Source organism: Halorubrum halophilum (genome assembly GCF_000739595.1).
Taxonomy (GTDB): Archaea; Halobacteriota; Halobacteria; order Halobacteriales; family Haloferacaceae; genus Halorubrum; species Halorubrum halophilum.
Window position 1 is genome coordinate 195,238 of record NZ_BBJP01000081.1, and the last position, 11,557, is coordinate 206,794.

General features: G+C 64.7%; 12 protein-coding genes. 4 read left to right on the forward strand and 8 right to left on the reverse strand.

Going from position 1 to position 11,557, the window contains the following annotated elements:
• Positions 1-54 precede the first annotated feature (54 nt).
• The 7 genes from ACP96_RS16940 to ACP96_RS16970 form a co-directional block, all read right to left on the reverse strand.
• Positions 55-507 (reverse strand): transcription elongation factor Spt5, encoded by a 453-nt coding sequence (locus ACP96_RS16940; RefSeq protein WP_004050001.1) that lies wholly within the window; start codon positions 505-507, stop codon positions 55-57.
• Complete coding sequence (locus tag ACP96_RS16945) at positions 507-683, reverse strand: protein translocase SEC61 complex subunit gamma (protein ID WP_006628863.1); 177 nt, start codon at positions 681-683, stop codon at positions 507-509. The genes ACP96_RS16940 and ACP96_RS16945 overlap by 1 nt, the downstream gene beginning before the upstream one ends.
• A gap of 120 nt (positions 684-803) precedes the next feature.
• Positions 804-1,958: a cell division protein FtsZ gene (ftsZ, locus tag ACP96_RS16950; protein ID WP_050034187.1), complete on the reverse strand. Its 1,155-nt coding sequence runs from the start codon at positions 1,956-1,958 to the stop codon at positions 804-806.
• A gap of 108 nt (positions 1,959-2,066) precedes the next feature.
• Positions 2,067-3,479, reverse strand: a complete 1,413-nt coding sequence (locus tag ACP96_RS16955; RefSeq protein WP_050034188.1) for a D-aminoacyl-tRNA deacylase — start codon at positions 3,477-3,479, stop codon at positions 2,067-2,069.
• A 520-nt stretch (positions 3,480-3,999) separates the two neighbouring features.
• Positions 4,000-4,950: a calcium/sodium antiporter gene (locus ACP96_RS16960; RefSeq protein ID WP_050034189.1), complete on the reverse strand. Its 951-nt coding sequence runs from the start codon at positions 4,948-4,950 to the stop codon at positions 4,000-4,002.
• A 93-nt stretch (positions 4,951-5,043) separates the two neighbouring features.
• Positions 5,044-5,238 carry a DUF7333 family protein gene (locus ACP96_RS16965; RefSeq protein ID WP_050024179.1) on the reverse strand — a complete coding sequence of 65 codons (195 nt, stop codon included), beginning with the start codon at positions 5,236-5,238 and terminating at the stop codon, positions 5,044-5,046.
• An 88-nt stretch (positions 5,239-5,326) separates the two neighbouring features.
• Positions 5,327-6,286: a PhzF family phenazine biosynthesis protein gene (locus tag ACP96_RS16970; protein WP_050034190.1), complete on the reverse strand. Its 960-nt coding sequence runs from the start codon at positions 6,284-6,286 to the stop codon at positions 5,327-5,329.
• Between the two features lie 120 nt (positions 6,287-6,406).
• Between ACP96_RS16970 and ACP96_RS16975 the strand changes: the two genes are divergently transcribed.
• Both ACP96_RS16975 and ACP96_RS16980 read left to right on the forward strand, forming a co-directional pair.
• The gene (locus ACP96_RS16975) at positions 6,407-7,753 is read left to right on the forward strand and encodes an alkaline phosphatase family protein (protein ID WP_050024175.1); all 1,347 of its coding nucleotides are present in this window, start codon (positions 6,407-6,409) and stop codon (positions 7,751-7,753) included.
• 12 nt (positions 7,754-7,765) lie between these two features.
• Positions 7,766-8,314 (forward strand): DUF7097 family protein, encoded by a 549-nt coding sequence (locus ACP96_RS16980; RefSeq protein ID WP_050034191.1) that lies wholly within the window; start codon positions 7,766-7,768, stop codon positions 8,312-8,314.
• 66 nt (positions 8,315-8,380) lie between these two features.
• Here ACP96_RS16980 and ACP96_RS16985 read toward each other — a convergent pair whose 3' ends face one another.
• On the reverse strand, positions 8,381-9,121 hold the full coding sequence (locus ACP96_RS16985; protein ID WP_050024174.1) for a hypothetical protein: 741 nt from the start codon (positions 9,119-9,121) through the stop codon (positions 8,381-8,383).
• Positions 9,122-9,342: 221 nt separating this feature from the next.
• Between ACP96_RS16985 and ACP96_RS16990 the strand changes: the two genes are divergently transcribed.
• Both ACP96_RS16990 and ACP96_RS18955 read left to right on the forward strand, forming a co-directional pair.
• Positions 9,343-10,017, forward strand: a complete 675-nt coding sequence (locus ACP96_RS16990; RefSeq protein WP_050034192.1) for a DUF6517 family protein — start codon at positions 9,343-9,345, stop codon at positions 10,015-10,017.
• A gap of 265 nt (positions 10,018-10,282) precedes the next feature.
• Positions 10,283-11,443 (forward strand): hypothetical protein, encoded by a 1,161-nt coding sequence (locus ACP96_RS18955; RefSeq protein ID WP_154020515.1) that lies wholly within the window; start codon positions 10,283-10,285, stop codon positions 11,441-11,443.
• The last annotated feature ends 114 nt before the right edge of the window (positions 11,444-11,557 follow it).

Genomic DNA, 11,557 nt, shown 5'->3' on the forward strand with positions numbered 1-11,557 from the left:
ACGGCTCGTCGGGTAGTTGGGCGTGAAAACGAAGCCGGGGAGAAATCTGGCCGCTTACCGCTCGTCCGAGTCGAGCACGCGGATCTGGTCCCCGCGGACCGTCACCGGAATCGGGACCGTCGCCTCGTACAGCTCGACCGTCACCTGGTCTTTGCCCTCGTCGATGCGCTGGACGCGAGCCTTCTCGCCCTTGAACGGGCCGGCGATCAGCTCGACGATGTCGCCCTCGGCGATCCCCTCCACGTCGGGGGTCGGCGAGAGGAAGTGTTCGACCTCGGAGAAGGGGCTTCTCGCCGGTCCCTCCGAGCCCTGAATCACGCCGCGGGCGTGCGGAATCTCGTCGAGGATCCGGGCGAACACGCTGCCGTCCGTGGCCTCGACCATCACGTAGCTCGTCAGCTGGTCGGGGGCGATGACGGCCTGGATCTCCGGCATCTCCTTTTCGGCGAGCATGTCGGCGACGGTCCGCTCTTGGCTCGCGGTGGTCTTGACCGAGAAGATCGGCATTACGCGCCGACCCCCGGCAGGAGGCTCATGATCGCAAACATCAGGAAGCCGATGAAGCCGATGAGGAGGATCCCGGCCCCGGCGATCTTCGACACCTGGAGGAACTCGTCGGTGCTCGGCGTGCTCGCCAGTTTCAGCACCCGAATGTAGCTGTTGAGGTCGTACGGAACGTCCATGTTACGAGGGAGTTCGAGTCGATCCGGTTTTTACCTTTTGATGCGAGGTCGGCACGCGCTAGCCGGCGGGGAACAGCGAGAGAACCGCTGTGAACTGTCGCGAGGACGCCGACGGCTCGATTATTCCACGTAGTCGATGTCTTCCATCTCGGGCTCCGTCCCCTCGGGCGCCTCGCCGTTGCGACCGTAGATCTGCGGCGACTCGACGCCGGTCACCACGATCATGGTCCGCATCTCGCCTTCCAGTTCGTCGTCGACGGAGGTCCCCCAGATGATCCGGGCGTCGGGGTCGATCCGGTCGTAGATCTCCTCGACGACGCCCTCGGCCTCTTCGATGGACATGTCGGTGCCGCCGGTGACGTTCACCAGCGCGGAGTTCGCGCCGGAGATGTCGACATCGAGCAGCGGCGAGCGGAGCGCGGACTTCACCGAGTCCTGCGCCTTCGAGTCGGAGTCGGACTCGCCGAGGCCGATCATCGCGACGCCGCCCTTCTCCATGACGGTCCGGACGTCGGCGAAGTCGAGGTTGACGAGGCCGGGCATCGTGATCAGCTCCGTGATCCCCTTCACCGAGCGCATCAGCACCTCGTCGGACACCTTGAACGCCTGCCGGACGGGGAGCTTCCCGACCGCGTCGAGCAGGCGGTCGTTGGGGACGACGATGACGGTGTCGGACACGTCGCGGAGCCGCTCTAAGCCGGCCTCGGCGTTCGTCCGTCGGACCTCGCCCTCGGCCGTGAAGGGGGTCGTGACGATGGCGATGGTGAGCGCGCCCGACTCGCGAGCGGCCTTCGCGACGACCGGCGCCGACCCGGTCCCCGTGCCGCCGCCGAGCCCGGCGGTGACGAACACCATGTCGGAGCCGTCGATGGCGTCCTGGATCTCTTCTTGGGACTCGATCGCGGCCTCCTCGCCGACCTGCGGGAGGGAACCGGCGCCGCGTCCCTGCGTCTTCTGCTGGCCCATGAGGATCTTCGTGTCGGCCTCGATGTTGACGAGGTGCTGGACGTCGGTGTTGGCCGCGACCAGCTTCGCCCCGTGGATCCCTTCCTCAGTCATCCGGTTGACCGTGTTGCCGCCGGCGCCCCCGCAGCCGACGACCGTGATGTTCGTCTGGAGGTCTTGGAGAACGTCCTGCAGCTCCTCGTCGGTCATCGTCCCGGTCTGTGGCGGGGCGCCGGCGGCGGCGTCGTTCCCGCCGGTGCCGGCCTCCCCGGCGTCGTCCGCCGGGGATTCCTCGGCTTCGTCGATGGCGTCCTCTACGATAGAGTCCATTATATGGTGTGGTTGCGACCCGGACGTATTTATTTTTGCCCGATCGTCTGACGGAAGTCAGACTAGCGGAGACAGTCTTCAGAGCCGACAGAACGCGCGTATCACTGTTCAAAAACGAATGATCGGGAACCGCTCCGTTCGCGCCCGTGACACGTCTTCGGGCGCCACCGTCTCGCCGTCGACTTCAACCGCCTCCCCGTCCGCGAGCCGCCCGAACGCCGGGCCCTCCGGGACGCCCCGCTCGGCGGCGAGACCCGGATCGAACGCGGTCTCGTGTGCGATCACGGCGTCGTCGTCGACTTCGACCGCGTCGTACCCTTGTTCCAGCACGCCAGCGAGATCCGCGACGAGGTCGTCGTATCCGGGAGACACCTCGTCCGCGGCGAACGCGGCCCGTCCGGTCGCGCGCGTCCCGGCCTGCTCGGTGTCGAAGGCGACGGCGTTCGCTTCTACCGCCGCGCGAGTCGCGTCGGCGGCCACGCCCTGCGCCCGCGAGAGCAGTTCGTCCGGAAGGGCTCTGACGCGGATCGCATCGGGAGACGCCGGGACGACCTCGCCGAACCGGAGCCCCTCGTCGACCGTCGCGACCTCGGCCTCCAGCCGCTCGACCAGCGGGAGGGGGCGATCGCCGACCTCGCGCACCCACGTCTCGCTCACGACGCGGTGGCCGAGCCCCTCGACCGTCGCCGCGAGGTCGGGTTTGTCGCCCTCGATCACGGCCAGGTCCGCGCGACTCCGCGCGAACGCCTGCTCGATCACGTCCCGGTTCTCGTCGCGCGCGCCCATCTCCCCGAGCGCCCAGTCGGCGCCGATGTGTCCCACCGCCCACTCGGTCTCACGGACGATCCGTGTGAACCGCGGGGCGTAGTGGCCGCCGCCGAAGCCGACGACGTGGCGGGGGTGGAAGTTCGGATCGTCGCTCTCGTTCTCTTCGTCGGTCAGATCCGCACCGGTCCCCCGCAGATCGAGCACTGCTCGCGCGACTGCCCGAGCCGCCTCCGGGTCGGCCCACTGCGGTTCGTCGGAGCCGAGTTCGACGAACAGCGACGGGACGGAGGTATCTGTGGGTCCGTGGTGGGTGCACTCGATCCCCACGTCGTACCCCTCAGGGGCGTGTTCCGCGAGCGCCTCGACGACGCGCTTCTCGGCGCCCGGCGCGGCCCGCGCCAGCGTCTCCGGCTCGCCCCCGTACGGCGCGGGGCCGAAGTTCCCGGTGACGTGAGCCGTGAGGAGTTCCTCCGTCTCGCCGGAGTGGCGGGAGACGAACGCGAGGAATTCGGGGGAGTCGTCGCCCTCGGCGTCGTCTTCGTCACCGCCGAACGCGGCCGCGGGGTCCTCCAGATCGATGTGGAGGTCGTCGAACTCCCGCAGTTCGAACCCGTCGGTCCGGTAGTACGTCCCGCCGCCGTCGGCGTCGGGGCGGCTCGGGTCGTCGCGGCGCTTCCAGTCGCCGACGTCGAGCAGATGCTCGCCGATGTGTTCCGAGGCGCTGTCGGCCCGGCTGACGACGATCGCTATCACGAGTTTCGGTCGGAGTCGGGCGACCGAATAGCCGTCGATACGATCTCGGTGAAGCGGTAGCGAGTTCGACTGACTGTTCGGTCGATTGTTTATAAGTGGTTGACTGTCGATCGGCGGTGAACACCGCCAACACCCCTGTCGATCGTTTATAAATGGTTGCTGGCGACGGAGCGACGGTGACCACCTCCAAAGCCCCAGTCGTCGAGGCGGGCGCACGCTCGCTGCGCTCCTCACTCAGTCGCTCACGCTGTTCGCTCCTTCGCTGCGGTGCTTACGTCGCCTGCGCCCGCCTCGACGACTGCCCCTTTGAGTCCCGCCCGCAACCGCACAGCACCTCACGCCTCCCCAGCCTCGTCGGTCGCCCTCCGCGTTGCTCCGGGCGACCGACTCCCTCGCGCGGCGCTCCTCGTGGCCGCCGGTGGCGGCCACTCGGAGGCACGCGCCACCGCCCATCGACTTACTGTCTATTTATAAATAGCACCCGCAGCCGCTTCATCGATCCAGCGAGCCCATCACGCGCTCACGGCAGCAACAGGTAGATGAAGGCGAGGTAGCCGCCGACGAGGACGCCGCCGTCGAGCCGCGAGATGCGGTCGCCACGGTACATCAGCCCGACGAGCAGGGCGGTGAAGGCGAGCAGCGCGGGGAACTCGAAGCCGCGCACGCTGGGGGCCACGCTGATCGGCGTGATGATCGCGACGATGCCGATGACCGCGAGGATGTTGTAAATGTTCGAGCCGACGACGTTGCCGACGCTGAACTCGGCTTCGCCGCGGATCGCCGCGACCACGCTGGCGGCCAGCTCCGGCAGCGAGGTCCCCAGCGCCAGCACCGTGAGCCCGATGAAGATGTCGGAGAAGCCGGCCTCCGAGAGCAGCGTCTGCCCGCCCTGGACCAGCCACCGAGAGCCGAGGACCAAGGCGACGATCCCACCCACGACGGCGGCGACATCGCGGAGCCGCGCGTCCGGCATCTCCGCGCGCTCGGCGTCCGAGATCCCGGACTGCGTCTGCTGGACCCGCCGCATGACGACGGCGGTGAACGCGACGAGCGCGGCGAGCAGGACGACGCCGTCGACCGCGCCGATCCGCCCGTCCCAGCCGAGGCCGACGAGCAGCAGCGCGGCGAGCACCATGAACGGGACGTGGCGCTCGAAGACCGTCTGCGAGATGTCGAGCGGGCGAATCAGCGCGGAGACCCCCAACACGAGCCCGATGTTGGCGATGTTCGAGCCGACGATCGCGCCCAGCCCGGTGTCGGTCGACACCGTGATCGCGCCGAGGAGGGAGACGAACAGCTCGGGGGCCGTGGTCGCGAAGGCGACGACGGTGACCCCGACCGTCGACGCCTTCAGCCCGACCGCGAGCGCGAGGTCGCTGGCGCCCGTGACGAGCAGTTCGGCGCCGGCGTACAGAAGGGCGGCGCCGCCGGCGAGCAGCAGCAGTTCCGTGAGCGGCGACCCGAGTAGCACGGCTCCGGGTTGTCGTCGGCGTTGTAAAAAGCGTCGTGTTCCGGGGCGTCACAGGTTCGCGCCGGTTTCCGTTGTGCGGCAGTTCGAGGCGCCTCAGGCGCGCGTCGCGCGGAACTCGCCGTGTTTCATTCCGACGACGAACGCGACGGCGCCGAAGACGACCATCGAGGGAAGCACCATCATCATCGTCGTCTGGAGCGCCATCGGCGTCCCGAGGGCGACCCCGGCGGTTCCGAGGACGACGATGAGCGCGACGATACCGGCCGCACGCGGGAGGTCGAACTCCATGGCCGCGGTACGGCTCGCGGACCCCTAAGGGTTCGGCCCGCGGAAGCGCTGTCTCCGGGAGGAGAGTCGTCACCGTTCCGTCGGAGCGCTACGCCTCGATGATCTCGTCGTCGTCTTCGGCCGGGACTCGCAGCTCGCCGTCCATCGAAACCATCGCCCACCCGCCCACGCGCACCTCGTCGCCGGAGACCCGGACGCGGACGTGACCGGGGCGGTCGATGAAGTGGCCCTGCTCAAAGCGCAGCTCGTCGGGGAAGTCGCCGTCGAACGCGCCGACCTCGCGGAGGTAGGCCCCGACCGCGCCGCTCGCGGTCCCCGTCACGGGGTCCTCGGGCACGCCGACGGCCGGGGCGAACGCTCGACCGTGCAGCGTCGACTCCGCCCCGATCGCGTCGAACGTGAACGCGTACACGCCGGCGGCGTCGTACGTCTCGGAGATCGCCTCGATCGCCGCCATATCGGGCTCGGCCTCGCCGAGCCGTTCGAGGAAGTTCACGGGGACGACGAGCCACGGGAGCCCCGTGGAGGCGACCGCGACCGGGAGGTCGGCGCCCACGTCGCGCAGGGCGGCCGGGTCGATCCCGAGCGCGTCGCCGAGGCGGTCGGCGTCGAGGTCGGACCCACCTTCGCCGCCGGGATCGATCACGTCGACCGTCGGCGGGTTCTGTCGCATCCAAACGGTTCCGTCGTCGTCGACCGTTATCTCCAGATCGCCGACGTTCGTTCGGAGTGTCCGGTCGCCGGCGTTGATCGCGCCCTCGGCGAACAGGGCGCCGTAGGTCGCGATCGTGGCGTGGCCGCACAGGTCGACCTCGGTGGAGGGGGTGAAATACCGGAGCCGATCGTCGGCGTCGTTCGCACCCTTCGCGCCGTCGCCTGCCTCATCCGCGTCGAACAGGAACGCGGTCTCGGAGGCGCCGATCTCCGCGGCGATCCGCCCCATCCGGTCGTCGCTCAGCCCTGCAGCGTCCGGCACGACGCCGGCGACGTTCCCGGCCAGCGGCTCGTCCGCGAACGCGTCGACGAGAAGCGTGCGTCGCGTCTCCATGCGCCACCGTGACGGCCCGCCCTCAAAAGGGTCCCGAGAGAGTGGAGTACTCGCAGTCCGGGAGCGAAACGGTCGGGAGGCGATGTGAACCCTTTTGCCCTCCACGGCGGATGTACCCCTATGGGCCTCTTCGACCGGCTGCGAGGGAACGACACGCCGCGCGTGGCGTTCATCGGGATCGACGGGCTCCCCCACCGCCTCGTCGCCGACAATCCGGACGCGTTTCCGACGCTGTCGGCGATCGCCGACGAGGGCGACGGGGGACCGATCGACAGCACCGTGCCGCCGGAATCGAGCGCGTGCTGGCCGGTACTCACGAGCGGCGTGAATCCCGGAGAGACCGGCGTGTACGGCTTTCAGGACCGCGAGGTCGGGTCGTACGACACCTACGTTCCCATGGGTCGGGACGTGCAGGCGTCGCGGGTGTGGGACCGGGCGACCGACGCGGGCCTCGACGCGACGGTGATGAACGTTCCCGTCACGTTCCCGCCGCAGCGAACGGTACAGCGCATGGTCTCCGGCTACCTCTCCCCCGATGTCGACAAGGCGTCCCACCCGGAGGAACTCCGGAAGTACCTCACCGAGAGCGACTACAAGCTGTCCGTCAACGCGAAGCTCGGACACCGAGAGGACAAGACGGAGTTCATCGAACAGGCGCGCGAGACCCTCGACGCCCGCGCGGCTGCGTTCGACCGCTACGTCGAGATGGACGACTGGGACCTGTTCGTCGGGGTGTTCTCCACCCCGGACCGGATCAATCATTTCCTGTGGGGCGACTACGAGGACGGCGGGCCGTACCGCGAGGACGTATTGGAGTTCTACGCCGCCCTCGACGAACACATCGGGACCATCCGAAGGGCCCTGCCGGACGACGTTCGGCTCGTCGTCGGCTCCACGCACGGGTTCACGCGGCTCCGGTACGACGTGTACTGCAACGAGTGGCTCGAACGTGAGGGATGGCTCTCGTACGAGGGCGACGACCACGGCTCGCTGTCCGACATCGCCGGCGACGCCCGCGCGTACTCGCTCGTCCCCGGCCGGTTCTACCTCAACGTCGAGGGGCGCGAACCAGACGGTGTCGTCCCCGAGTCGGAGTACGAGGCGGCCCGAGAGGAGCTCCGGGCGGAACTCGAAGCATGGGAGGGTCCGAACGGGAAACCGGTTGCCAAGCGGGTCGTCGAGCGCGAGACGGTGTTCCGCGGCGACCACGACGCCATCGCGCCCGATCTCGTGGTGATCCCGAACGAGGGGTTCGACCTCAAGTCCGGGTTCCGCCCCCACGACGCGGTGTTCGATCCGGACGGCCCCCGGACCGGGATGCACACCTTCGAAGACGCCGCCCTGTTCATCGATCACCCGGACGCGAACGTCGAGGACGCGGACCTACTCGACGTCGCCCCGACCCTCCTGCGCCTGCTCGACGTCGACTACGGCCGGACCGACCTCGACGGCGCGAGCCTCATCTGAGGTGGTGTCGACGTGGAACGCACGCCGGACGGGACCCCGGTCGGCGTCGACGACCCGTACGCGGTCGCCGGCGTCTGCGATCACCTCACCGACGACGGTCGCTGCCGGTTCGCGCTGACACGGGCGGGCGACGATCCCGAATTCGCCGCCGAGCGCCGCCGAGACGGCTACGCTTGTCACGTCGGCGCGGACAACGCGTGGCGCGCCTGCCCGCACTATCGGTCGACGACCGACGGGAGAGAGTGCTATCGGTGCAGCCTGGCGGAGGTTCGACTGGCCCACGACGACGCCCGGCCGCTGGTGGAGGAACACCACCTGTCGTACGGCGACGGCGCTTCTTCCGCACCCGACACCCCCGACTCAGACGGCGGCGGCCCCCACGAGATCACCGTCGCACTGTGTCGCTGGTGTCACACGAAGGTCCACAAGTCGTTCGCCCGGATCGACGACGACGCCAGCCCCGATCCCGAGGCGATCGCGGCGCGGGAGGCTCGGCGGAGCAAGGAGCAGTCGGAGTCCGCGTTCGAGACCGCGAGCGAACGGTTCGACCGAGAGGAGTAGCGGAGCCGAAGCGGAGAGGCGGGCGGAGCGGAAGTGGGAAGAGTGGATGTCAGTTGGGGCGTCGGTTCAGTCGTCCGGCTTCGGACGGATCAGGTTCGCCAGCGCGACGAGCAGGCCGAGGAACCAGCCGAGCGGGACGGAGATGCCGATCCACATCAGCACGTAGCCGAGACCGGGAGCACCCCACTGCTGTCCGAACGTGTCCAGATCGAACGCGCCCTGAAGCGTCTCGTTGATCCCGCCAACCGTAAGGAACGTGTCAAGTATCCACTGTGCGAGTTCGGAGCTCGGTGGGAGGATTATTTCACCAATTGCCGGTGTGATCACTGCCGCGACAACCGGAGGCAGGAATATCGCCGTCATCGCGAACGGGTAGGCGAGGAAGACGCTAACGAACCGACCGCCGACCTTCGAGAAGCCCGCTGCGAGGCCGGCGGAGACGACTGCGACGATGCTGGCAAGCCCGATGACGAGCATAATCTCCGTCGGGAGTTGGAAGTGCGCGAGGAGAGTCAGCGAGCCCCAGACGACCGTCGCGACGATCACCGCACCGAGCACACCGAATCGCGTGACCGCGGAGTCGAGCTTCGCGGCGTAGTACCGGGTGGCGAACCCGACGAGCAGGAGGGGGTACGCCACCGCCACGAGCGGTGCACCGAGGATCGCCCACAGGTAGTACCCGACCGTCTGAACGGTGCTCTCCGGCTTCCACTTCCCTAACACCGCGCTCGGATCGAGCTGTCTGGGAAAGACGACCTCCATCCACGTTTCGTGGAGACGGACGACGTCAAGGAGGAGCGCTTCCACCAGCCCAATTTGTCCTCGGCGTTCCATTTGGCTCATCTCGCGCGCGACACACCGTGAACTTTGTGCCTTCGACTCCACCGCCGGACCCGACCGCCGACGAGATCATACTCTCGAGATTTTAGAACCGCTAAAGTCGACTTAACATCCCAGAACGGCGAGATTATCAGACATCTGTGTCCGCGGCGATACGCTTAACCATCCCAGCGGGCGTACCTATCGACATGTATAGACGTGGGCTGCTCGCGGCGATCGCCGCATCGACATCAGTCGCGGTCGCTGGGTGCGCCGACGCCAGCGGCGGGAACGGCAGCCACGAGTTCGACGCGGAGCCGGCCAGCGTCCCGCTCGCGACCGCGTCCGAAGCGGGGTACGAGGGCGAGGAGCCGGAGTCGTTCACCCTCGAACAGGAGTTCGACGTTGCCGGCGTGAACGCACAGGTGTCCGCGACGACGTGGGCCGCCGGGTACGAGAACGCCGACAACGGGTCGGCGCTGTTCGTGGCGAGCACACCGGACGCGTCGGTGGGCGGACAGTCCGTCAACCCGCTCGTTCGAGCGGGCGAGACGGAGCTGATCCGACGGCTGTTAGCGCGGGTCGACCAGCGGGGGATCGGTGGCAACGGCACCGACGTCGAAACGAACGACCTCGAAGAGAAGGGGTCGGAGACGCGCACCCTCCTCGGCGAGGAGGTGGAGATCTCGATCTTCGAAACGACCAGCGACGCGGCGGCCGACGCCGGTAACGGTCAGAACGGAGAGGTCGAAGACGTCCCGGTGTACCTGTATGTCGGGACGGTCCAACACGGAGACGACGTGATCGCGCTCGTCGGCGTCCACCCTACCGCCGTCGACGCCTCCGAGTCGCTGCTGTCCCTGATGGAACAGGTCGAACACTAACCGTTCGTTTACACTCCTTTTTAAATCAGAGCTCCGGCTCGACAGCCCGCAATTCGTTCCGATAGCAACGATCGAAACCCAACGACTGCGCCGCCTTCAGTGGTGACGTTTCCGCGAGCGGAAGCTTCCCGGTCCGTAATTCATTTATAAGTAATCGGTCCGAATGCGACTATCTCGCGTTGTGAGACAGCAGTGCGGCCCCGACCGTTGCGATTCGCGGTCTGTGTGCCCGATAGCCGCTGCTCTCGCAGCCGGAGGTACGATAATGGCACAGAAAATGACGATTCAGTGTGTGGTGATCTGTACCCTTGCTCTCTCAGTCAGCGTTTTCTCCGTTATCGGAGTCGGGATTGGTGTTGCGGAATCAGGCACAAATGAAACAGAAGCTCCAACAATAACCTCATCGGGAGAAGGAGAAGATATATTTTCGAATAAAAACAAAGTAACATTAGCAAATATATCGATCGATTATTCACAAAAATATGATAATAGTTCAAAAATAAATGTATATATTAGTATGAGTGAGTTAGAAAAGAGAAATATAGGAACAAAGTCTGCTGAGATTGGAAGCTATAACATATCTGGTTCTAGTGTGTCAAACATAAGTAAGCTAGATAATCAAACGCATACTGTTTTCAAGATACAGGTCAATCCGAATAATGAGACAGAAGCTATAAATTTTGATAAAATTGAAATACTAAATGTTGATACATCCAAAATCAATTCAACGATTAGTTCACGGTATAAATTGGGAGTCTCTTCCAACAATAATAGTGAAAATTATTCAGATCTAAAGAGTAAGGACCAAACAACAAGATCTACTTCTTTTGATATTGTAGTTAGTTCAGTTGAAGCACCAGATCAAGCCACAATCTCAAGTCAGATATTGGCTGATTCGGAAACATCTCCTGGAGTTACTCTAACTAACTTTGTCTCAAATAATGATTCGATCGTTATTGTCACCCAAGGATATAATGGAACTCGACTTGCCGGATTTGAGAGACAATCAGCCACATCAGTATCTGGTAGACAGAATACTACTATTGGACTGAGGAATATTGGCGGAAAGAAAACTGTTCACGTCATACCAGATAGTGATATAAACATGACAAACTACGACTATGGAGAGCACATACCTAAATCAAAACTTGACGCTGCGATTGCAACAGATACCGTACATGTCTTTGTGAGTAGAATTAAATTCCCGGATCAAGTACATAATAGATCAGTAAATTCAACATTGGCTCTAGACCGTGTAAGTCTGCGTGACCTAAACGGTGATAAGACACCATACATTGTGTCAATACATCCAATAACCACCGATGGAGATATTGTTGATAGTACAATATACGGACATTCCAACAGACTAACTGGAAAGAAGGAGGGTATTGAGATAGATCTCAAGTATGTGTTTAGCCCGAAGTGATTTCGCTGCTGTCTCATAGGAGGCGCACAAGTTGGGCTGTATGAACTGGCAGCAGAGGTTCGTGATGATCCTCAGGGATGGGCTCCGTCGTGGAGACCCACACGACACTAAAGA

Excerpts from the sequence above, each read along its gene's own strand:
- ACP96_RS16945 (WP_006628863.1), bottom strand. The coding sequence starts at position 683 with ATGGACGTTCCGTACGACCTCAACAGCTACATTCGGGTGCTGAAACTG.
- ACP96_RS18955 (WP_154020515.1), top strand. The coding sequence starts at position 10,283 with ATGGCACAGAAAATGACGATTCAGTGTGTGGTGATCTGTACCCTTGCT.
- ftsZ (WP_050034187.1), bottom strand. The coding sequence starts at position 1,958 with ATGGACTCTATCGTAGAGGACGCCATCGACGAAGCCGAGGAATCCCCG.
- ACP96_RS16940 (WP_004050001.1), bottom strand. The coding sequence starts at position 507 with ATGCCGATCTTCTCGGTCAAGACCACCGCGAGCCAAGAGCGGACCGTC.
- ACP96_RS16970 (WP_050034190.1), bottom strand. The coding sequence starts at position 6,286 with ATGGAGACGCGACGCACGCTTCTCGTCGACGCGTTCGCGGACGAGCCG.
- ACP96_RS16975 (WP_050024175.1), top strand. The coding sequence starts at position 6,407 with ATGGGCCTCTTCGACCGGCTGCGAGGGAACGACACGCCGCGCGTGGCG.
- ACP96_RS16965 (WP_050024179.1), bottom strand. The coding sequence starts at position 5,238 with ATGGAGTTCGACCTCCCGCGTGCGGCCGGTATCGTCGCGCTCATCGTC.
- ACP96_RS16990 (WP_050034192.1), top strand. The coding sequence starts at position 9,343 with ATGTATAGACGTGGGCTGCTCGCGGCGATCGCCGCATCGACATCAGTC.